Annotated in this window: 21 protein-coding genes; 11 read left to right on the top strand and 10 right to left on the bottom strand. The window is 74.9% G+C overall.

What is annotated here, in order from left to right; all coding sequences use genetic code 11:
- Positions 1-35: 35 nt before the first annotated feature.
- From J116_RS01920 to J116_RS01910, 3 genes are all read right to left on the bottom strand, one after another.
- On the bottom strand, positions 36-1481 hold the full coding sequence (locus J116_RS01920; protein ID WP_023591051.1) for a lipase maturation factor family protein: 1446 nt from the start codon (positions 1479-1481) through the stop codon (positions 36-38).
- A gap of 11 nt (positions 1482-1492) precedes the next feature.
- The gene (locus J116_RS01915) at positions 1493-2047 is read right to left on the bottom strand and encodes a DUF1990 family protein (protein ID WP_023591052.1); all 555 of its coding nucleotides are present in this window, start codon (positions 2045-2047) and stop codon (positions 1493-1495) included.
- A 199-nt stretch (positions 2048-2246) separates the two neighbouring features.
- Positions 2247-3092, bottom strand: coding sequence for a YndJ family protein (locus J116_RS01910; protein WP_023591053.1), 846 nt, complete (start codon positions 3090-3092; stop codon positions 2247-2249).
- Positions 3093-3339: 247 nt separating this feature from the next.
- Here J116_RS01910 and J116_RS01905 point away from each other — a divergent pair, with 247 nt between their 5' ends.
- The 3 genes from J116_RS01905 to J116_RS01895 all read left to right on the top strand — a co-directional run bounded on the left by J116_RS01905 (position 3340) and on the right by J116_RS01895 (position 7718).
- Positions 3340-4461 carry a DUF6777 domain-containing protein gene (locus tag J116_RS01905; protein WP_051203997.1) on the top strand — a complete coding sequence of 374 codons (1122 nt, stop codon included), beginning with the start codon at positions 3340-3342 and terminating at the stop codon, positions 4459-4461.
- An 80-nt stretch (positions 4462-4541) separates the two neighbouring features.
- Positions 4542-6689: a SpoIIE family protein phosphatase gene (locus tag J116_RS01900; protein ID WP_079147633.1), complete on the top strand. Its 2148-nt coding sequence runs from the start codon at positions 4542-4544 to the stop codon at positions 6687-6689.
- A gap of 168 nt (positions 6690-6857) precedes the next feature.
- The gene (locus J116_RS01895; protein WP_023591055.1) at positions 6858-7718 is read left to right on the top strand and encodes an Fpg/Nei family DNA glycosylase; all 861 of its coding nucleotides are present in this window, start codon (positions 6858-6860) and stop codon (positions 7716-7718) included.
- 15 nt (positions 7719-7733) lie between these two features.
- Here J116_RS01895 and J116_RS01890 read toward each other — a convergent pair whose 3' ends face one another.
- Positions 7734-8246, bottom strand: a complete 513-nt coding sequence (locus tag J116_RS01890) for a hypothetical protein (RefSeq protein ID WP_023591056.1) — start codon at positions 8244-8246, stop codon at positions 7734-7736.
- 93 nt (positions 8247-8339) lie between these two features.
- On the opposite strand from J116_RS01890, the gene J116_RS01885 reads away from it, so the two are divergent.
- The 4 genes from J116_RS01885 (at position 8340) to J116_RS01870 (ending at position 12640) form a co-directional block, all read left to right on the top strand.
- Complete coding sequence (locus J116_RS01885) at positions 8340-9086, top strand: LytR/AlgR family response regulator transcription factor (protein WP_028964765.1); 747 nt, start codon at positions 8340-8342, stop codon at positions 9084-9086.
- 210 nt (positions 9087-9296) lie between these two features.
- The gene (locus tag J116_RS01880) at positions 9297-9698 is read left to right on the top strand and encodes a hypothetical protein (protein WP_023591058.1); all 402 of its coding nucleotides are present in this window, start codon (positions 9297-9299) and stop codon (positions 9696-9698) included.
- A 9-nt stretch (positions 9699-9707) separates the two neighbouring features.
- On the top strand, positions 9708-11441 hold the full coding sequence (locus tag J116_RS01875; protein WP_023591059.1) for a sodium/solute symporter: 1734 nt from the start codon (positions 9708-9710) through the stop codon (positions 11439-11441).
- Entirely contained in the window at positions 11438-12640 is a 1203-nt protein-coding gene (locus J116_RS01870; RefSeq protein WP_023591060.1) for a sensor histidine kinase, read from the top strand. Before J116_RS01875 ends, J116_RS01870 begins: the two co-directional genes overlap by 4 nt.
- A gap of 54 nt (positions 12641-12694) precedes the next feature.
- Here the strand turns inward: J116_RS01870 and J116_RS01865 are convergent, their stop codons facing one another.
- From J116_RS01865 to J116_RS01855, 3 genes are all read right to left on the bottom strand, one after another.
- The gene (locus J116_RS01865) at positions 12695-13795 is read right to left on the bottom strand and encodes a carboxylate-amine ligase (protein ID WP_037948993.1); all 1101 of its coding nucleotides are present in this window, start codon (positions 13793-13795) and stop codon (positions 12695-12697) included.
- Positions 13796-14017: 222 nt separating this feature from the next.
- Positions 14018-14509, bottom strand: coding sequence for a hypothetical protein (locus J116_RS01860; RefSeq protein WP_394331500.1), 492 nt, complete (start codon positions 14507-14509; stop codon positions 14018-14020).
- A 183-nt stretch (positions 14510-14692) separates the two neighbouring features.
- Positions 14693-15268, bottom strand: a complete 576-nt coding sequence (locus J116_RS01855) for a sigma-70 family RNA polymerase sigma factor (RefSeq protein WP_023591063.1) — start codon at positions 15266-15268, stop codon at positions 14693-14695.
- Positions 15269-15531: 263 nt separating this feature from the next.
- Here J116_RS01855 and J116_RS01850 point away from each other — a divergent pair, with 263 nt between their 5' ends.
- From J116_RS01850 to J116_RS01840, 3 genes are all read left to right on the top strand, one after another.
- The gene (locus J116_RS01850) at positions 15532-16698 is read left to right on the top strand and encodes a CapA family protein (protein ID WP_023591064.1); all 1167 of its coding nucleotides are present in this window, start codon (positions 15532-15534) and stop codon (positions 16696-16698) included.
- A gap of 96 nt (positions 16699-16794) precedes the next feature.
- Positions 16795-17679, top strand: a complete 885-nt coding sequence (locus J116_RS01845) for a polysaccharide deacetylase family protein (RefSeq protein ID WP_028964766.1) — start codon at positions 16795-16797, stop codon at positions 17677-17679.
- A 188-nt stretch (positions 17680-17867) separates the two neighbouring features.
- The gene (locus J116_RS01840) at positions 17868-18386 is read left to right on the top strand and encodes a cupin domain-containing protein (RefSeq protein ID WP_037948996.1); all 519 of its coding nucleotides are present in this window, start codon (positions 17868-17870) and stop codon (positions 18384-18386) included.
- Between the two features lie 71 nt (positions 18387-18457).
- Here J116_RS01840 and J116_RS01835 read toward each other — a convergent pair whose 3' ends face one another.
- Positions 18458-19135 (bottom strand): class F sortase, encoded by a 678-nt coding sequence (locus tag J116_RS01835; protein WP_023591067.1) that lies wholly within the window; start codon positions 19133-19135, stop codon positions 18458-18460.
- A 311-nt stretch (positions 19136-19446) separates the two neighbouring features.
- On the opposite strand from J116_RS01835, the gene J116_RS01830 reads away from it, so the two are divergent.
- Positions 19447-19971 (top strand): hypothetical protein, encoded by a 525-nt coding sequence (locus J116_RS01830; protein ID WP_028964768.1) that lies wholly within the window; start codon positions 19447-19449, stop codon positions 19969-19971.
- A gap of 94 nt (positions 19972-20065) precedes the next feature.
- Here the strand turns inward: J116_RS01830 and J116_RS01825 are convergent, their stop codons facing one another.
- Both J116_RS01825 and J116_RS01820 read right to left on the bottom strand, forming a co-directional pair.
- On the bottom strand, positions 20066-20587 hold the full coding sequence (locus J116_RS01825) for a hypothetical protein (RefSeq protein WP_028964769.1): 522 nt from the start codon (positions 20585-20587) through the stop codon (positions 20066-20068).
- 163 nt (positions 20588-20750) lie between these two features.
- The gene (locus J116_RS01820; RefSeq protein ID WP_023591069.1) at positions 20751-21515 is read right to left on the bottom strand and encodes a bestrophin-like domain; all 765 of its coding nucleotides are present in this window, start codon (positions 21513-21515) and stop codon (positions 20751-20753) included.
- Between the last annotated feature and the right edge of the window lie 46 nt (positions 21516-21561).

The following is a 21561-nucleotide window of genomic DNA, read 5'->3' as shown; positions in this document are numbered from 1 at the left end:
GCGGCCGAAGCCCGCGTGCCCCGTGTCCGCCCCCGTCAGTGCCGTCCGCCCGCGCGTGGCGCCGTCCTGTCCAGCCGGGTCGGCGGCAGGAAGTCGCGCACCGGGGTGCGGTGCCACCACGCGCCCGTCTCCCGCAGCTCCCGCCAGGTCGTGAACCGGTACCGGTACAGCCGCGCCCTGATCAGCGCCGGGGGAGCGTCGGGGAACGGGTTGTGCCGCAGCAGCCGCAGCGTGTCCCGGTCCCCTTCCAGGAGCCGCTCCACGAACGGCCCGAACCACTCGGCCGCGTACGCCGGGGACAGCGCGGCGAACCACATCAGCCAGTCGAGCCGCAGATGGTACGGGGCGAACTGGCGCGGCAGCCGCCGTACGTCCCCGGGCTTGCCCCTGAACTCGTACTCCCGCCACACCGTGCCCTCGCGGGCCACCGGTTCGTCGGTGCCCTCGACGACGATCTCGTACCGCACCCGGCCGACCGTGCCGAAGGCGCCGTACGTGTTGACCAGGTGCAGCGGGTCGAAGGAGCGGTTCATCGCCTGGTGCCGGGAGAGCAGGTTGCGTACCGGCCGCACGCTCAGGACCAGGACGAGGACGGTCACGGCGGTGACGAGCACGGCGTACCAGAGGGGCGGACCCGGCAGGTCCGGCGCGGCGGCCACGAGGGTGCCGTCGACGGCGGACAGGGCGAGCACGATGGTGATCCAGTTCAGCCACGAGAAGTTCCCGGACAGCACCAGCCACAGCTGGGTCACCGCGATCAGCCCGGCCGCGACGGTCGCCACGGGCTGCGGGGTGAACAGCAGGAACGGGACGATCAGCTGCGTGACGTGGTTCGCGGCCGTCTCCACCTTGTGCAGGGGGCGCGGCAGGTGGTGGAAGAACCAGCTCAGCGGCCCCGGCATCGGCTGCGTCTCGTGGTGGTGGTACAGGCAGGTCAGGTCCCGCCAGCACCGGTCACCGCGCAGCTTGATCAGCCCCGCCCCGAACTCGACCCGGAACACCAGCCACCGCAGCAGCCACATCAGCAGCACGGGCGGGGCGGTCTCGTCGTTGCCGAGGAACACGGCGAGGAAACCGGCCTCCAGCAGCAGCGACTCCCAGCCGAAGCCGTACCAGGTCTGGCCGACGTTCACGATCGACAGGTACAGCCCCCACAGCACCGCCCACATCAGCATGGACACGGCCAGCGGCACCGCGTCCCCCGCTCCGGCCACCAGCGCCAGGGCGAGCGCGGCGCCCGTCCAGGCGCACAGCGCGAAGAACCGGTCGGAGTAGTGCAGCCGGAACAGGCTGGGCGCCCGGCGCGCCGGGACCCGTCGCAGGTACTCCGGTACGGGGGTCATGCCGCGCTCGCCGATCAGCGCCCTGAACTGGAGCGCGGCGCACAGGAACGCGACCAGGTAGATCCCGGCGAGGCCCCGCTGGAAGAGCAGGCGGCCCAGCCAGTAGTCGGACGAGGCGAACCAGGCGAACGGCTCCATCCCCTCCAGTATCAGCCGCGCGCGAGCCTCCGCACGGTGCGGCCGAGGCGGCGGGCGTACCACCGCTGGGCGACGGGCACGAGCGGCCCGGCGAGCCGCGTGTACCAGCGGGCGGGGCGGCTGAACGCGGTGACGGTGAACCAGACGGAGCCGTCGGGCGCCTGCTCCACGACGAAGGACTCCTCGCCGGTCTCGGGGTGGCCGGTGAGGGTGCCGTACGCGAAGCCGGTGCGGGTCTCCTCGTACGCCGTCCACACGACCTCGCACGGCACGCCGTACTCCAGCGGGCCCGCGCCGATCGAGACGCGCACGCGCACCCCCGGCTCCGCGCGGTCCGCGTCGGCCCGCAGGCGGGCGCCGGACGCGCGGTGCATCCGCCACGAGGTGACGGCCGTGCCCGCCGCCTCGAAGGCGTCCCGGCCGTGGCCGACCAGGGCGCGGTGGCGCAGGTGGTGGTAGCCGTCGGGGAGGGCGTCGGGGGTGCGGGTGGCACCGACCTCCTGATAGGTGAAGCGGGCGGGGCGCTCGGGGGCGGTACGCCCGAGGCGGTGGACGAGCGGGGTCATGAGGGGCTCCTCGGCGGTGTGGAGGTCGTACGGGGGAGGGGGCGGACCGTCAGTCGGGCCGGGTGCGGGGGCGAGGACGGTCGGGCCGGGCTGTCAGGCGGTCGGGTACGGGGGCGGCGGTACGAGACGGTCGGGCCGGGCCGTACGGGGAGCGGCCGTCGGGCGGGCGGACACGGGCGGCGGGTACGAGGACGGTCGGTCAGGCCGTACGGGCGCGGGGGGCCGCTCCGGTCCGGCGGGGCAGCCGGCGCCAGGCCAGCAGCGAGCAGAGCGCGAAGCCCAGCGCGTTGGCGACGCCGTGGGTCGCGGCCATCCACGCGAGGCTCGGGTGCGGCAGCCCGGTCGCCTCGCCCACCGCCCAGCTCAGCGCCAGCAGCATGGTCGCCACCAGCACGGCGGCGGAGACGGCGAGCAGGGCGCGGGTGAGCCGGTCACCGGTCCCCGCCCGGACCTCGCGCCAGGTGAGCAGCCCGACGGCCCACATCCCGGCGGTCAGCACGACGGCCCCGGCCAGCTCGGCCCAGTCGTCGATGAAGTACCCCAGCAGCACCAGCAGCGTGCCGAGCGGGACGCTCAGCGCGGCGAACGCGGCCGAGCGACGGCCCGGCGCGGCTCCGTGCACCAGCCCGGCGACGAGCGCGGCGGCGAACCCGGCGAAGTGGAAGTGCGGCACGGTCAGGTCCAGGATCTCCAGCGTGAATCCGAACAGCGGGTACCCCCACCGCTCGGCGACCAGCGCGGTCGCGGCCACGGCGGGGCTGACCAGGGCGGTGGCGAGCGCGACCTCGGCGGGCGCGAGGGACCGGTTCGCCGCGACGCGCCGGGGCGCGGACAGCGCAAGCAGGAGCGTACCGGCCGCGTAGCAGCAGGCCAGGGCGGTGGCCAGGGCGCCGCGCGGCAGCCACAGCGACACCGCGCCCGGTACGGCGAACAGCGGCCAGAGCCGTACGGCCGTGCCCGCCTGCGGCACGTCCGCCAGCCGCAGCCCCATCGGGACGATGACGAGCATGCCGAGCATCACGACCAGATCGACCAGCACCTCCATCGCGACGCACCCCCTCTCCTGGTTTGAACGTGTTCAAGGAACTCGGTGTGGAGCGTAGCGCTCACACTTGAACATGTTCAAGTCCAGGCGGGGTGCCCCCGGGAGGCGGAGCCCCGGTTGCGGGTGGCCTCCCGGTCCGGCAGACATGAAGGGACTTGTCCGGTCCAGCTCGGTGGAAAGGCGGGAGATGCGCGTGCGTCCACCCACACGCCGCCCCTCGGTACGTCTCCGTCGTCCCCCCGTGGCCATGGTGTCGCTGGCGGCCCTCGCCGGGCTGCTCGCCACCGGCTGCGGCGGCGACGACCCCCGCCCCGCCGCCCGCCCCACCGCGACGGCCGACGCCGTACCCCTGCTCCAGGCCGCCGCCGAACCGGGCCCGCACCCCTTCACCGCCTCCACCGTCCTGACGGCCGACCGCGCCGCCGCGCGCACCTCCCCGTCCCCCACCGCGCCCGCGGGCCCCTCCGCGTCGGCGTCCGCCCCCGCGGGGCCCCGCAGGGTGGACGGCGCGACACCGGGCCTGTACGGCGGTACGCACTCCCTGCCCAGCTGCGACGTGGACCAGCAGGCGCGGTTCCTCACCGCCGACGAGGCCAAGGCCCGCGCCTTCGCCCAGGCCGCCGGGGTCACCCCCGGCGGGCTCGGCACCTGGCTGCGCGGGCTCACGCCCGTGATGCTCCGCGCCGACACCCGCGTGACCGGCCACGGGTACCGCGACGGCGCGGCCGTCCCGTACCAGAGCGTCCTCCAGGCGGGCACCGCCGTCCTCGTGGACGAGTACGGCGCGCCCCGCGTCCGCTGCGCCGCGGGCAACCCGCTGCGCACCCCCACCGACGTGCCGCACGCCACCGCGTACCGGGGCGAGCCCTGGCCCGCCTTCAGGTCCGAACGGATCGTGCTGGTCAGCCCGACGCAACGGGCCCTCGACAGCATCCTCCTCGTCAACGTCTTCAACGACACCTGGCTCGAACGCAAGGCCGGCACCCGCGGCGACCAGGACCGCAAGCCCGAGGTGCCCCCGGCGTACGAGGCCGCGCGGCACGTGGTGGACGCGCCGGTGCCGGACGCCGCCCGCGCGGGCGCGGTCGCCGGTCCCGCCGCCCCGCGCGCGACCCCCGGCCGCCCGTCCCCGGCCGTCCCGCCGCCCCCGCCCTCCCGTGGCGAGGCCCCCGCCGCGCCGCGGTCGTCCGGCTCGCCGGACCAGCCCTCCGCGCCGGAGCGCCCCGCCCCGCCGCCCGCGCCCGAACGGCCGTCCGCTCCGGAGCCGGTGGTGCCCGACGGACCCGCGGAGCCCGAGGGCGCGGCGCCGGACGCGCCCGGGGGTGACGTCCTGTACGGGCCGCTGCCCGACCCGGCGGCGGAGGAATGAGGGCCCAGGGTGTCCAGGGCGTCCCCGGAGCAGCGCCCCCAACGGTCGATAAACCCGACAAATGATGGCAGAGTGGCTCCATGGTTGATCCGGCAGCGGATGCCCTGTCGCTTCCCGAGGACTGGCCCGCCCACCCGGATCTGAGCCTGTCCCTCAACCGCATGGGCAGCTTCGACTGGGACCTCGACACCGGGCTCATGCACATGGACGCGGTCGCCCTCGACCTCTTCGACATGGACCCCGCCGAGTACGACGGGCGGCCCGAGAGCCTCGGACCGAGGGTCCCGCCCGGCGAGTCCGTACGCCTCGACGGCATGGTCTCGCAGGCCCTGAAGAACGGCAGCAGCCACTACGGTGCCTACTTCCGCGTCCGCACCCGCGAGGGCACCCTGCGCTGGACCCACACCCAGGGGTTCATCCGCCGCGACGGCGGCGGCCGCCCGCACCGGATCATCGGCATCGTTCGCGACGCCACCCAGGAGCTGGCCGAGTCCACCACCCGCATGGAGGTGGACGCCGAGCGCCGCCGCCGGACCAGCGTCGTGGAGTCCACCACCGCCGCCCTCGCCCACGCCCGCACCGTCCAGGACGTCATCGACGTGCTGATCGACTCCCACGGCCTGGAGCACCTCGGCGCGACCAGCGTCGTCATGGGCCTGCTGGAGGCGGGCGGACGCATCCACCTCGTCGCCGACGGACCGCGCGGCTCCTTCGTGCCCGGCACCCGCTACACGCGCGTGGACGAGGAGTACCCGATGAGCGAGGTCGTCCGCACCCTCGCGCCCCGTTTCATCGAGTCGCCCGAGGACTTCGCCTCCTCGTACCCCATCCTCTGGCCGCACATCACCGACCTGGGGGTCACCTCGGCCGCCTACCTGCCCCTCATCGCCCAGGCACGCCCCATCGGCGCCATGGGGCTGCTCTACAGCGGCAAGAACGGCTTCACGCCCGACGAGCGGGACGTCCTCGTCGCCCTGGGCAGCAGCATCGCGCAGAGCCTCCAGCGGGCCATGCTGTTCGAGCAGGAGCACGACCTGGCGGAGGGCCTCCAGCAGGCCATGCTCCCGCGCCGCATCCCCGACATCCCCGGCGCGCAGATCGCCGTCCGCTACCGGGCGGCCCGCCTCGGCCGGGACATCGGCGGCGACTGGTACGACGTCATCCCCCTGCCCAACGGCCGGGTCGGCGCCGTCATCGGGGACGTACAAGGCCACGACACCCACGCCGCCGCCGTCATGGGCCAGCTCCGGATCGTGCTGCGCGCCTACGCCGCCGAGGGCCACAGCCCCGCCACCGTCATGGCCCGCGCCTCGGTCTTCCTCCGCGAACTGGACACCGACCGCTTCGCCACCTGCACCTACATGGAGGTGGACCTGGCGACCGGCGTCGTCCAGGTCGTACGGGCCGGCCATGTCGATCCGCTGCTGCGCGACACGGACGGCGACTGCCGCCGGGTGTGCGTGCAGGGCGCGCTGCCGCTCGGCCTGTCCGCCGAGTTCGGCGCCCTCGACTACCCGGTCAGCGTCCTCGAACTGGACCCGGGCCAGACCCTCGTCCTGTACACCGACGGCCTCGTCGAGCAGCCCGGCGCCGACCTGGACGAGGGCCTGCGCTGGCTCACCGACCGGGTCCGCACCGGCCCGGCCGACCTCCAGACGCTCGCCGACCAGCTGTGCGACGCCGTGGGGGACCGGGGCGGCGACGACGACGTGGCGATCCTGCTGCTGCGCCGCCGGGTCGGCTACTCCCCGCAGGGAGGCGGCAAGCTGCAGCAGCACGTCGCCCAGAACGACCCCGAGGCGCTGCGCGCCGCCCGCCACATGATCCGCGCCGCCGTACGGGCCTGGGGCGCGGGGGAGCGGGCCGACGAGATCGAACTGGCCGCCGACGAACTGGTCACCAACGCGCTGCTGCACACCGACGGCGGGGCCGTCGTCACCCTGCGGATGCTCACCGGGCACGAGCGGCGGCTCCGTGTCGAGGTCGAGGACCGCTCCAGCGTCCTGCCGCGCCGCCGCGACGCGGACACCAGCGGCGTGTCGGGGCGTGGACTGCTGCTCGTGGACCAGCTCGCCGACGTGTGGGGCGTCGAGTCGCGCGGCGGCGGGAAGTGCGTGTGGTGCGAGTTCGGGGTCCCCGGCCGCTCGGGCGAGACCCGCGAGATCCGGCCGGGCTTCGGCGTGGTCGGCCCCGCGGGCGAGGCGGGCAGCCGGATATGGCGGTGCTGAACGGCGTACGGGTCGCGGGGACGGCGTACGGGCCTCGGCGCGCGTACGGCTCGTGACGCGTACGTCTCCTCGCAGGGCGCAAGGCGTGCGGGTGTGGCGGGCGCGCGGGCTCGCCCCGCGGGGCCGCTCGGTGAGGCGGGTCGGCGTCTCCTGCGGCAGGCTTGAACCATGCCCGAACTGCCCGAGGTCGAAGCGCTCCGCGAGTTCCTCGACGTCCACCTCACCGGCAAGGAGATCGCCCGCGTCCTGCCCGTCGCGATCAGCGTGCTCAAGACGTACGACCCGCCCCTGACCGCCCTCGAAGGGGCGACGGTCACCGCCGTCGGCCGGCACGGCAAGTACCTGGACATCACCGCCGACGGCCTCCACCTGCTGATCCACCTGGCCCGCGCGGGCTGGCTCCAGTGGCGCGACGCGCTGCCGCCGGGCCCGCCCCGTCCCGGCAAGGGCCCGCTGGCGCTGCGTACCGCGCTGACCGGCGGGGACGGCTTCGACCTGACCGAGGCGGGGACCACCAAGCGGCTCGCCGTGCACCTCGTCCACGACCCGGCGGAGGTCCCGGGCGTGGCCCGGCTGGGCCCCGACCCGCTCGCCGACGACTTCGACCGGGACGCGTTCGCCGCGCTCCTGGCGGGGGAGCGGCGGCAGATCAAGGGCGCCCTGCGCGACCAGGGCCTCATCGCGGGCATCGGCAACGCGTACAGCGACGAGATCCTCCACGCCGCCCGCATGTCGCCGTTCAAGCCCGTCCAGAACCTCAGCGACGAGGAGGTCACCGGGCTGTACGAGGCGCTGCGCACCACCCTCGCGGGCGCGGTCGCCCGCTCGCACGGACTGGAGGCCGGGAAGCTGAAGGCCGAGAAGAAGACCGGGCTGCGCGTCCACGGCCGCACCGGCGAGCCCTGTCCCGTGTGCGGGGACACGATCCGCGAGGTGTCCTTCAGCGACTCGTCCCTCCAGTACTGTCCGACGTGCCAGACCGGCGGCAAGCCGCTGGCCGACCGGCGCCTGTCGCGCCTGCTGAAGTAGCCGCGCGGCCCGCCGCTACCGGCGGCCCGGACGCCGCCCGCCCACCAGCCACCCCGGCACCAGCCACCCCGGCACCCGCCAGTCCCGCACGCACCAGCCCCGCACCCGCCACTCGCGCCGCGCGCCCCGCCCCCGCCCGCGCCGCTCCCCGGCCCGCACGCGCTGACGGAGCCCCACCCCGTCCCCTACGCCCCGGTCCCGCGCCGGCCCGGCACGCCCCGGCCAGACGGGCGCCGCACCGCCCGGCAGCCGCCCCGGCCACGCGGGCACCCGGCGCGGCCACGCGGGCACCCGACCCGGTCCGCTCGGCGTCCGTACCGCCCACGGGGCAGTGCGGCGGGGCGGCGGGGACAGCGGCGTACGGCCCGTCAGCTGCGCCAGTACCGCCGCCACCTCCGCGAACTCCGTCAGCCGCCACGCGCACTCCGCGCACCGCGCCACATGCTCCGCGCAGCACAGCGCGTCGTACGGCTCCAGCGCGTCCAGCGCGTAGGCCCCCACCGCGTCGTGCCGCTCCGGCCGTCCCATCCCCGGTCCCTCGCTCCCGTGCTCGCACCTGCGCGGATCCGTACGTACGGCGGCGGCTTCCCGCTCAACGGGCCCGCGCCTACACTCCGCTGCATGCTGCGCGTACTGGCCGTCGACGACGAGAAGCCCGCCCTGGAGGAGCTGCTCTACCTGCTGCGCTCCGACCCCCGGGTCCGCAGCGCGGAGGGCGCCACCGACGCCACGGAGGCGCTGCGCCGCATCGGCCGGGCGCTGGAGGCCGGCCCGGACGGCGACGACGCCATCGACGTGGTCTTCCTCGACATCCACATGGCCGGGCTGACCGGACTGGACGTGGCGCGGCTGCTCGCCGGCTTCGCGAGGCCCCCGCTGGTCGTGTTCGTCACCGCCCACGAGGGGTTCGCCGTGCAGGCGTTCGACCTGAAGGCGGTGGACTACGTCCTCAAGCCCGTCCGCAGGGAGCGCCTCGCGGAGGCCGTGCGCCGGGTGAGCGACCTGACCGGGCCCGCCCCCGCGGCCCAGGCACCGGCCGAGCAGGTCCCCGTGGAGCTCGGCGGCGTCACCCGGTTCGTGCCCGTGGACGACATCGCGTACGTCGAGGCGCAGGGCGACTACGCGCGGCTGCACACCGACGAGGGCAGCCACCTCGTCCGCATCCCGCTCTCCACCCTGGAGGAGCGCTGGGCGGCGCGCGGCTTCGTCCGGATACACCGCAGCCACCTCGTCGCGCTCGGCCGCATCGACGAACTGCGGCTCGACGGCGGCGCCACGACCGTACGGGTCGGCAGCGCCGAGCTGTCCGTCAGCCGCCGCCACGCCCGCCACCTGCGCGACCTGCTGATGCGGCACGTCCGCGCGTGACGCCCCGGCCCCGCCGGACCGCCCGCGCCGGGCCGGCAGTCGGACGATCCGCAGGTCACGGGTAGGACAATCCGCTTACCCGGCCGGAGGGGATCTGCGTAGACTCCACCCCCCGAGACCCGCTCCGGAACCCCGGACCAGGCCCGCCACCACGGACAACGACCCCCGGGACACCCCAGCCCCACCACCGCACCGACCCCCCGGACGCCGATGCCCCCAGAGCCGCAGCCCGCGACGCGCCGCCCCCGCCGCGAGACCGTCACCGGAGTGCCCCGCTCCCGACGGCGGCCGCCCGGCCACGCGCCCGCCCGTTCCGAGATCAGCGAGCAGACCACCCTCGGGCACACCTACGTCCGGTCCCTGATGCGCAGCCAGCTGCGCGCCGCACTGTGGGCGCTCGGCGCCCTCGCCCTGCTCGTCGGCTCCCTCCCGCTGCTCCTCACCCTGCCCGCGGCGCTCGCCCCCGGCGGCCCCGCCCCGTCCGCCGAGCCGTTCCTGTGGGCGGCGCTCGGCGTGGCCGTCCACCCCGTCCTGTGGCTCGTCGCCCGCTGGTACGTACGCCGGGCCGAGCGCAACGAGCGCGACTTCACCGGCCTCGTCGAGGGCAGGTGAGCCGCGCCGGTGAACCAGACCCACGCGATGGCGGCGGTCGCCGCGGTCGTCGCCGCCACCCTCCTCATCGGCTCCCTCGGCCTGCGGATCTCGCGCACCACCTCCGACTTCTACGTCGCCTCGCGCACCGTCAAGCCCGCCCTGAACGCCGCCGCGATCAGCGGCGAGTACCTGTCGGCGGCCTCCTTCCTCGGCGTCGCCGGGCTGGTGCTCCTCCAGGGCCCCGCCATGCTCTGGTACCCGGTCGGCTACACCGCCGGATACCTGGTGCTGCTCGTCCTCGTCGCCGCACCGCTGCGCCGCTCCGGCGCGTACACGCTCTCCGACTTCGCCGAGGCCCGCCTCGAATCGCCGCACGTCCGCCGCCTCGCCAGCCTCTTCGTCGTCGGGATCGGCTGGCTGTACCTGCTGCCGCAGCTCCAGGGCGCCGGCCTGACCCTGGAGATCCTGACCGGCGCGCCCGACTGGTTTGGCGGCCTCCTCGTCGCCGTCGTCGTCACCGGCGCGGTCGCGGCGGGCGGCATGCGCAGCATCACCTTCGTCCAGGCGTTCCAGTACTGGCTGAAGCTGACCGCGCTGCTCGTGCCCGCGCTGTTCCTGGCAGCCGCGTGGGTGGCGGACGACGCGCCGCGCGCCCGGTTCGACGCGCCCGCCGTCTTCCGCGAGCACACCTCCGTACGCGTGGACGACACGGTCCGCCTCGACCTCGACGCCCCGCTGACCCTCGCCGTCACCGGCACCGTGGACGGCACCCCGTACGACGGCGGGACGGCCACCCTCGGCGAGGGCCTGCACCGCGTCGAGTCCGGTACCGTCCTCGGCTTCCCGCCGGGCGCGCACGTTCCGGAACGGGCCCCCGACCCGGACGACCCGCTCGGCTGGTCCGGCTCCCTGTCCGGCGGCCCCGAGGGGCAGCGGCTCTACGCCACGTACGGTCTGGTCCTCGCCACGTTCCTCGGCACCATGGGCCTGCCGCACGTCGCCGTCCGCTTCTACACGAGCCCCGACGGGCGGGCCGCGCGCCGCACCACCCTCGTCGTCCTCGGCCTGGTCGGCGCGTTCTACCTGCTGCCGCCCGTGTACGGGGCACTCGGCCGGATCTACGCGCCCGAGCTGGCGCTGACCGGCGACGCCGACGCGGCCGTGCTGGTGCTGCCGGACCGGCTGGTCGGCGGGACGGCGGGGGACCTGCTGGGGGCGCTGGTGGCGGGCGGCGCGTTCGCCGCGTTCCTGTCGACGGCGTCCGGGCTCACCATGTCGGTCGCCGGGGTCCTCAGCCAGGACGTGCTGCCCTCGCGCGGCGTGCGGCACTTCCGGCTGGCGACGCCGCTGGCCATGGGCGTGCCGCTGGCGCTGAGCCTCGTCGCGACGAACGTGCCGGTCGCCGACGCGGTGGGGCTCGCCTTCGCCGTGTCAGCGTCGTCGTTCTGCCCGCTGCTCGTGCTGGGCATCTGGTGGCGGCGCCTCACCCCGCCCGGCGCGGTCGCCGGGCTCCTCGGGGGCGGCGGCGCCGCGCTCACGGCCGTCATGGCGACCCGTGCCGGGCTCGCCCCGGACGGCTGGCCGCACACCCTGATGGCGTGGCCCGCCGTGTGGTCCGTACCGCTGGGCTTCCTCACCATGGTGGGCGTCTCGCTCGCCACCCCCCGCCGCATCCCGCCGGGCACCCGGGCGACACTCGCCCGGCTGCACCTGCCCGAGGGGCTGATCGGCCGCCCCAGGACCGACGGGGCCGAGCGGTGACCGGCACGCTGTTCGCCGCGCTCGCCGCCACGGGGGCGCTGCTGCTCGGCGCCGGGTTCGCGCTCGGCCGGCTGGCCGCACGCCGGGAGCGGCGCGACGGCCTCGACCTCGGCACCCCCGTCGAACGTGCCACCTTCCACACCCTGCACACCGCGTCCCTCGCCGCCCCGCCCCTGCGCGCCGGGCTCACCGAGGACACCGCCCGCAAGGCCGCCCGCCGCCTGCGGCCCCTGCTGGGCACCGACGCCCTCGCGCTGACCGACCGCACGGGCGTCCTCGCCTGGGACGGTACGGGCGGCCACCACGCCGAGCAGGTTATGGAGCACGTCGCGGAGGTCCTCGCCTCGGGGCGCGGGCAGAGCGTCCGCGCGGGGTGCGCCGACCCGGGCTGCCCCCTGCGCTGGGCCGTCATCGCGCCGCTGACCGGCGAGGAGGGCGTCGTCGGCGCGCTCGTCGCGTACGGGTCCCACGAGTCCGCCGTCCTGGTGCGCGCCGCGACGGAGGTCGCCCGCTGGGTGTCCGTCCAGCTCGAACTGGCCGAGCTGGACCTGTCCCGGACTCGGCTCATCGAGGCGGAGATCCGCGCCCTGCGCGCCCAGATCTCCCCGCACTTCGTCTACAACTCGCTGGCCGCGATCGCCTCGTTCGTGCGCACCGACCCGGAGCGGGCGCGGGAACTGCTGCTGGAGTTCGCCGACTTCACCCGGTACTCGTTCCGCCGCCACGGCGAGTTCGCGCAGCTCGCCGACGAACTGCGCTCCATCGAGCAGTACCTCGCGCTCGCCGGGGCCCGGTTCGGCGACCGGCTCCAGGTGACCTTGCAGGTGGCGCCGGAGGTGCTGCCGGTGACGCTGCCGTTCCTGTGCCTCCAGCCGCTGGTGGAGAACGCCGTCAAGCACGGCCTGGAGGACTCCCGCACGACGTGCCGGATCACCATCGCCGCCCGGGACGCGGGCGCCGAGGCCGTGGTGACCATCGAGGACGACGGCGTCGGCATGGACCCGGCCGTGCTGCGCGCCATCCTCGCGGGCGAGCGCCCCCAGTCGTCCGGCATCGGGCTGTCCAACGTGGACGAGCGGCTGCGTCAGGTGTACGGCGACGACTACGGCCTCGTGGTGGAGACGGGCGTCGACGCGGGCATGAAGGTCATCGTCCGCGTCCCCAAGTACCGGGCTGGCGTCCACCGCGACGCGCCGTGACCCGCAACCCGGGCGCGGTGCGGGTGCCTGGCGCGCGGGTGGCCTGCGCGGGTCCTACAGCGCTTCCCACGGCGTGCCCGGGTCGGCGCGGCGGCGCTGCCGGTCGGCGCCCGTGCCGTGGGCGAGGACCCGCTCCGCCAGTTCCCGCACCTCGGCCTCGTCGCCGCTCGCCTCCAGCGCGGGCCGCACCCGGTGGAGCAGCGCCCGTACCGCCTCGGCCGCGGGGACGCGCTCGCCGGTCTCGGGGTGCAGGGCGGGGCCGCTCACCCCGTACCGGGCCGCCGTCCACAGGGCGGCGCCCGCCGCGTGGTCGGGCAGCCGGGGCGCCGGGCGGCCCCGTACGACCGCGTGCAGCGCGCTGGTCACCAGGGCGCGGGTCAGCCCGGCCTGGAGGACGGCCTCGTCCACGCTGGGCGTGACGTCCGCCACCCGCACCTCGACGGTCGGCAGATGGTGGGAGGGCCGCGCGAGCCAGTAGGCGTTGGCCGCGCGGGAGGGCAGCACGCCCGTACGGCGCAGGGCGGCCACCGTACGGTCGTACTGCGCGGCGGACGCGAAGCGCGGCGGGATCTGGTGGGTGGGCCAGCGGGACAGGGTGAGCGCGCGCCAGCTCGCGTGGCCTGTGTCGGTGCCCCGGTGGTACGGGGAGTTCGCGGACAGCGCCAGCAGGACGGGCAGCCAGGGCCGCAGGTGGTTCAGGACGGCGACGGCGGACTCCCGGTCGGGCACGCCGACGTGGACGTGGCAGCCGCAGGTCTCCGTCTCGTCGGTGAGCCGCCCGTACAGCCGGGCCATCTGCCGGTAGTGCCGGGTCGGGGTGACCGTCCGGGCCGGGGCGGCCATCGGGGCCGTACCGCTGGCCAGCGGGCGCAGCCCGGCCTTGCGGGCGGCGCTCTCCAGGCGGGCGCGGGAGGCGTTCAGTTCGGCGCGCAGCTCCGCGAGGCCGGTGCACACGCCGGTCGCCGTCTCCGCCATCGACGCCAGCAGCTCCCGCTGGAGGCCCGGGTCCGGTCCGCCGTCCGGCCCGCGTAAGGCCCGGTCGGCGTCCAGGACGTCACCCGCGCCGCCCACCGGGACGCCGTCCACCGCGTCGACGAGGAGGTACTCCTCCTCGACCCCCAGGGTCACCTCGCCAGGCGCGGGCACCGCGACCATCAGGACCACCACCTCCGCCCCAGCCGTACGGACACGTGCTCGGCGCGGCGCCGGCAGGCGCCGGCGGCCCCCCACAGGATGACCGGCGAGACCGCCCCCGGCAACGGTGTGTTTCCGGCCCATCACGGGCCCCGCCCGGACCGGCACCCGGCACCCGCCCGCACCCGGGACCCGCGACCCGTCCGGACCCGTACCGGTCCTGGCGCCCCGGTGCGGCGCGGCTCAGTACAGGTGCAGCGACAGATGGCCGAGCGGCAGGCCCAGCCGCCACGACGGCAGCCACACCCGCGCGGACTCGTCCACCGCGACGCCCGCCGCCGAGGGCGCGGGCAGCGCCCCCAGGTCCGCCGCGAGGAGCTGGGTGTCCTCCAGCAGCCGCCAGGTCTCCAGCGCCAGGGCGAGCCCCGGTTCGCCGTCGCCCTCGCGCTCCCGCCGGGCGGCCAGCCGCGCCCGTACCCACTCCGGCCAGGGGTGGCCGTAGGAGGTGCGGTCCAGCCACTCGTCCAGCTGCTCCTCCGGCGCAGCGCCGTCGCTGAGGTAGACCGTCAGCGCGAGGGTCCGGCGGCCCGCCACGTACTCCAGGGAGCCGGTCTCCACGAGACCGCTCCTTCGCAGCAGCTCATCGGCCAGGTACTCGGCACACAGCCAGTCCATCGGGACGGCCAGGCCGCCCCCGCCGGTGCCGTTCGTGCTCTCGGGCCGCAACGTTCCCACCTTCTCCCGGACGTTCTTCCGCGCGTAACTCGGCCACGCGTCCTCGACGACGAGCCTCCACCGAAAGACGGCGCCGGAGGCCGCTCTTTGCACAACTTGACGGTGTGTTTTCGCATACGTTCCCGTCCGTGCCGTTACGCGTGGGAAGGAACGCATCCGGTGGGGCGCCAGGGGCCACCGGTCTCAGCCACGAGCCCGCCCCGGGCGCGCCGCCGGGCCCCTGCCGCCGGACGGGCGGGAGCGGCTGTACCCGGGCAGGCACCGGCCGAGGGCCCGCAGCGCGTAGTACGAGCGTGACTTGACCGTCCCGGCGGGTATACCGAGCTCCTCCGCCGCCTCGCTGACCGTCAGCCCGTCGAAGTAGATCCGCTCCAGCACGACGCGGTGCGCGGGGCTCAGCCCGGCCACCGCCGCCCGTACGTCGAGCGCGGCGACCGCCGACTCGGTGGCGTCGGCGGGGTCGGGGGTGGAGGCGAGGACCCCGTCGCCGATCTCCGTGGGGCGCGCCATCCGGGAGCGCCGCGCGTCGATCGCCAGCCGTCGGCCGACCGTGAACAGCCAGGGCCGCATCGACTCGTACGGCGCCTCGAACGCCTCGGGGTGCTGCCACGCCCGGACCAGCGTCTCCTGGAGGAGGTCCTCGGCGCGCTGCCGGTCGCCGTGGGTGAGCCCGAGGAGGAAGCTCAGCAGCGCCGGTCCGTGTTCCCGCTGGAGCTCCTCCAAGGCCCGCTCGTCGGTGGTCGTCATGGCCGTCGTCATCGTTCACATCCCTTCCCGCGGCTCTCCAGGACCCACGAGCGGTATCCGAACGCATCCGGCCTCTTCCGGACAGCCGACGCACCGAGGTGTGCGGCGAGCGGTCGCACCGAGCGGCGAATGGTGCGCCGAACGGTCGGCGCAAGGACATGACGCCAATTCGGCGAATTTATCGTATTTGTTCTATTCAATGATTGACTGGGGTTCGTGTCCGGCTGTGGATTCGGGGGGTCCCCTCCACCTGTCCCGAACGCCCAGGAGCCCTCATGTCCCGACGGACGGCCCTCGCCGCCACCGCCCTGCTCGCCGCGGCCACCGCGGCCGCCTGCACGGCCGCCCCCCGCTCGTCCACGCCCGCGCCCCCGGCCGCGCCGTCCGCCAAGGACCCCGCCGTCCGGCCCTTCACGCTCGCCGCGACCGGCGACGTACTTCCGCACGCCTCGGTCATCAGGGCGGCCCGCGCCGACGCGAACGGCGCGGGATACGACTTCCGCCCCATGCTCGCCGGGGTCGCCCCCGTCATCTCCGCCGCCGACCTGGCCATCTGCCACATGGAGACCGTGTACGGCGACGACGGCGGCCCCTTCACCGGCTACCCCTCGTTCAAGTCGCCCCCGCAGGTCGCCGACGCCCTGCGCGCCACCGGCTACGACTCCTGCTCCACCGCCTCCAACCACACCCTCGACGCGGGCCCCGACGGCATCCGCCGCACCCTCGACCACCTCGACCGCGTCGGCATCCGGCACGCGGGCTCGGCCCGCACCGCCGAGGAGGCCAACACGCCCACCCTCCTGGAGGCCGGCGGGGCCCGCGTCGCCCATCTCGCCTACACGTACGGGACGAACGGCATCCCCGTCCCCGAGGACCAGCCCTGGTCGGTCAACCTCATCGACGAGAGCCGCGTCCTCAGCGACGCGCGGGCCGCCCGCGAAGCCGGGGCCGACGTGGTCGTCGTCAGCCTCCACTGGGGCACCGAGTGGCAGACCGCCCCCGACCGGCAGCAGATCGAACTCGGCCGCGCCCTCACCGCCTCCACCACCGCCGGCCGCCCCGACATCGACCTCATCCTCGGCACCCACGCCCATGTCCCCCAGGCGTACGAGAAGGTCAACGGCACCTGGATCGTCTACGGCATGGGCGACCAGATCGCCGGGGCCATGGTCAACCACTCGGGCGCCCACGACCCGCGCGGCAACGAGGGCACCATCGGCCGCTTCACCTTCGCCCCGCCCCGCACCCCCGGTGGCCGCTGGGAGGTCACCCGCGCCGAGTTCGTCCCGCAGTGGTTCGACACGGCCGCCAACCGGGTCATCGACCTGAACGCCGCCGTCACCTCCGGAGACACCGCCCTCGCCCCGGTGCGGGAACGCATCACCAGCGTCGTCCTCAGCCGGGGCGCCGCGGCCCAGGGCCTCGTCCGCGCCACCCGCTAGACGAGGCCCCGGGCCGCTCGTCCCAACGGGTGCTTTCACCCCGCCCGGCCGGTGTCGCACACCTGATCCCGTCGTCGCCCGTGCGGAGCATTGGTCATGAAAAAAGACCAGATGCCTTCCGGGCGGCGGATGGTGCTGCGCATCGCCGCCGCGCTCGGGGCCACCACCACCGTCGGTCTGTTCAGCCTCGACCGGGCGGGCGCGCCCGGCACCACCACCACCGCCCCGCCCGCGCGCCCCGCACCGCCGCGCGCGCCCCGCCCCCCGGCGCCCGCCGCCGGCCCCGTCGCGGGCGCCGCCGGCCGGCCCATGGCCCCGTCCCCGTACCGGCTCCAGCCCATGACCTCGTACGCCCCGCCGCGCTTCCGGCGGGCCCTGCCGCCGGTGCGGCAGCGGCCGTTCCTGCGCGTCTCGGGCGCGGGCAACACGATGGTCCTCAGCTTCGACGACGGGCCCGACCCCCGCTACACCCCGGCCATCCTGAGCACCCTGCGCCAGTACGGGGTGCGCGCCATGTTCTTCGTCTGCGGCGAGATGGCCGTCCACCACCCGGACCTGCTGCGGGAGATGGCCGACGACGGGCACGTGGTGGGCAACCACTCCTGGTCCCACCCGCTGATCCCGAAGCTGCCGCCGTCCCGCATCCGCGCCGAACTCGGCTCGACCAGCGACGTGATCGAGGGGACGCTCGGCTCCGCCCCGCTCTGGTACCGCGCCCCCTACGGCGCCTGGAACCGGCTCTCCTTCGAGATCGGCGCCGAGCTCGGCATGGAGCCGCTGGCCTGGACGGTGGACACCCTCGACTGGCAGGAGCCCGGCACGGCCACCATCGTGGACCGCGTCCTGACCGGGGCCGCTCCCGGCGTCGTCGTGCTCTCCCACGACGCGGGCGGCGACCGCTCGCAGACCGTGCGCGCCCTGCGCGCCTACCTGCCCAGGCTGCTCGACGAGGGGTACCACCTCACCGTGCCCCGCCGCTGACCGGTCCCCGGCGAGGAGCCGGGGGCCGCTGCCGGGCGACGAGCCGGGGGACCACTGCCGGGCCCGCCCTGCCGTACTGGGTCTTCGGACCTCGGCCCGGACCGGCTCACGATCATCCGCACGTCCGACGCGCCCCTCCGGGCGCGGACGCCATCATGCTGGTGGAGTCCCGCCCAGAGGAGCGCATCATGTCGTACCCGGAGCACCTGGAGTACCCGGAAGCCCGCTACCACGGCGACAAGGGGGAGGTGAGCGCGGTCTTCCGCCGGGCCGACAGCCCACCGGACATCTCCTCGCCCGGCGGCACCACCCACTACCTCGCCACCCAGGAGTCGACCGGCGGTGAGTTCGGCCTGTACAAGGTCGAGCTGGGCGCGCGGTCCCCCGGCGCCAGGACGCACTTCCACAAGACGATGTCGGAGTCCTTCTACGTCCTCTCCGGCGAACTGGAGCTGTTCAACGGCGAGAAGTGGGTCACGGGCCGCGCGGGCGACTTCCTGTACGTCCCGGCCGGGGGCCTGCACGCCTTCAGGAACGTGACCGACGAGCCCACGTCCATGCTCATGCTCTTCTCGCCGGGCGCCCCGCGCGAGGAGTACTTCGAGCGGGTCGCGGAGATGGCGCAGCGCGGCGGCGAGGGGCTCAGGCGGTTCCGCACCCGGCACGACAGCTACTTCGTGGAGGACCTGGAGTCCGGGGCGGAGTAGTCCGGGGCAGTGGCCGGGCGCCCGGCGCGGCGAGGCCGGTGGTGCCGAGTGGCGCCGTGGTACCGGTGCGGTCAGCGGGTGGCGACCATGCGGGCGAAGACCACCACGTTGCCGTCGTAGCCGCCCGCGCGCGAGTAGTCGCCGCCGCAGGTGATGACCCGCAGCTCGGGGTGGCCGGTGTCCCCGTAGACGCGTACGCCGGGGAAGTCGTCCTTCGCGTACACCTCGACGCCGTACACCTGGAACACGGCCACCCGCCCGTCGTACCGGGTCACCTCCACCTTCGCGCCCGGCTTGAGCGTGCCCAGCGAGTAGAAGACCGCCGGGCCCGAGTCGTTGTCCACGTGCCCGACGATGACGGACGTGCCGGACTGCCCGGGAGAGATGCCGTTCTGGTACCACCCGGCGAGGTTCGGGTCCTGCGGCGGGGGCGCGCTGATCCAGCCCTCGCTGTCCAGGCCCACGTCGATGACCGGCGCGTCCACCTTCAGCGACTCGATCCGCACCCGGGACGCGGGCGCGTACGACAGCGGGCGCAGCCCGGCCGACGGCTTCGGCGCCGCGACCGTACGCCCCTGCTGCGCCGACACCGCTCCGGCGGGCTGGGGCGGCCCGGACGACACGTCCACCCCGTTCCGCATCATGGCCAGGCCGGTCAGCATGACGAGTGCCAGCGCACCCCACGGCTGGCGTGCCCTGATCACGTCCCAGGCACTTCGGTCCCCGACGCCTCTGCGCTCCAGGCCCATGCTTCTCCCTTCGTGGCCTCTTCCGGCACGGTAAGCACGGATCGTGCGGACGGCGATCACAGAGCGGCGAACGGGTGGTGGCGCGGCGGACGGGTGATGACCCATCCGAGTCATCCCCTGGAGTCAGCTGACGGTCCGTGACCTGCGGATCCATCAGTTCCGTGGACCTCGCCCGGGCGTGTCGGCTCACCGGGGTGGCGCACTGCCGAAATGCGAAGATCGCAACATCCGGTGAGGGTTCGTCATGGAAGGCGCATCCGTCGATTTCCCGGAGCACCGCTTTGGGGGCGTCTTCCGCTGGAGGTTCAACGATGCGTGCTTCACGCGCCCTCGCGGTGGCCGCCACCGCCTGCGCGGTGATCGGGTTCACGGCACCGATCGCCGGCGCCACCGACCGCGACAACCACTCGGGCACGGGTGGCAACGGTGGCCACGGTCCGACGAACGTCACGGTCTCCCCGACCCACGTGCACCAGGGCGGCGCCCTGGCGGTGAGCGTCACGGGCTGCTCCCGCGGCGGCGTCGTGACGTCCAACGCGTTCCCGAAGACGGCCCTCTCGGTCAACACCTCGGGCAACTCGGCCGCCGATCCCCGGATCTACGACCACGCCACTCCCGGCCGCTACAACCTCGCGGTCAGGTGCACCGGCAGCTCGCAGGTCGCCACCGCCTCGTTCACCGTCATCCGCGGCCAGGGAACGGACGGCGGTCTGGGCGGCTCCATGGCGCCCAGCTCCACCGAGATGACCATCGGCGCCTCGATGGTGGGCGCCGCGGCCCTCGGCGGCGCCGTGTTCGTCAGCCGCCGTCGCCGCCTGAGCGGCGGAAAGGTCTGACCGGCCGAACCTCCCGGTCGGCCGTGTACGCCCGTCGCCCCGAGTCCAGGCCAGGACTCGGGGCGACGGGCGTGCGCCACGGGGATGTGACTACTCAGTGGCGGCGGCTCGCCGCCCTGCGGCGCACCACGAACACCGTGCCCGCGGCCGCCGCGGCGACCAGCGCGCCGCCCGCGGCGATCTCCCCGGCGTCCCAGGTGCCGACGCTGCCGCCGAGACCGCCGCGGACGCCCGAGGGCGTGGTGGTGACGGTGGCCGTCCGTGTCACGGTCGGCACCGATGTCGAACTGGTCGTCGCCGACGCGATGGTCAGCTGTGCCGTGCCGGGGGAGCCCCCGGCGCAGGTGAAGGACACGGTGTAGACCGCGCCCCGCCGGGCGTCCCAGTCGACGGTGGCCATGGCCGAACCGCCCGCCGGGATGGTCACGGTGTCGAAGATGCCCGACGACGCCATCGCGGTGCCCGAGCAGCCGGGCGCGGACAGCGTCACGCGGCCGCCCGGGTTGACGGTCGAGGGGGAGACGGCAAACGGGTCCACCGCTGCCGCGGGGGGAGCGGTGAGGGCGAGAGCCGCCGCTCCGAGCAGAGCGGCGGAAGCGGCACCTATCGCACGCATGGAATGAGTCCTCCGGTCCCGAGGGGCAGTGCGGAAACGACTTCCGCGAAAGCTGTGACATGACCCTCTATGTCCGGAACGCTAGAAGCGCCCTACCACACCCGCGACCCCGGACGGGCGAATGGGGCATTCGCTCACCCGGACGGCGCACTTCCGTGTCGGCTCAGTCGCGCAGATGCGGGAAGTGGTGCAGGTACGCCTCCGTCGTGGCCGACACCCCCCGCCCGAACGGCGCGTCGATCGCCCAGATCAGGAACAGCAGGAACGCGATGAGCGCGCTGTACAGGCCCGCGAGCAGCAGTTCCCGGAACGTCCGCCGGATCTGGAGCGCGAAGATCAGGCCCACCGCGACCAGCGCCCCGGTGATCAGCCCGAACCAGACGACCCCGGGCATCGTCGCGCCCGCCGTGTCCGCCCGCTGGCTGCGCGCGTCGTCGGCGGCCGCCACCTGGTCCACCAGCGGCTGGTACGCCTGCGCCTCGTGCTCGTCGGCGGGCCGGTACGAGGCGACCGTGCGCCGCACCTGGAGCAGCAGCGTGTCGCCCCGCGCGGTGACTTCGCCCTGCTCGGCCATGGCCTCCCACTCGGGGCCGACCACGTGCCGCACGTACGTCTCGACATCGGCGGTGATCCGCTGCCGTACGTCGGCGGGCCACACCTCGGAGCGCGCCACCACCTCGTGCAGGGCCTGCGCCTCCTGGCGGACGCTCTCCTGGGCGGCGCTGCGGCCCTCCCAGACACCGGCGATGGCCAGGCCGAGGACGATCGCGTAGACCACACCGATCATCATCGTCATGTACTCCATGACGTCCGGTGTCTCGGTCGGGTCGTCGTCCTCGCCGACGCGGCGGTTGTTGATGACGGCGATGGTGAGGACGACCGCGCATGCGGCGGCCATGGCCAGGGTGAGGACAAGCCATTGCGGCATGGGATTTCCCTCTCGGTCTCAGTGGGAGCGGGGGCGTGGAACGGGA

The sequence above is a fragment of the Streptomyces thermolilacinus SPC6 genome, assembly GCF_000478605.2.
Classification (GTDB): domain Bacteria; phylum Actinomycetota; class Actinomycetes; order Streptomycetales; family Streptomycetaceae; genus Streptomyces; species Streptomyces thermolilacinus.
Note: the sequence above shows the minus strand (reverse complement) of the source record. Positions and strands in the feature narration are given on the sequence as shown.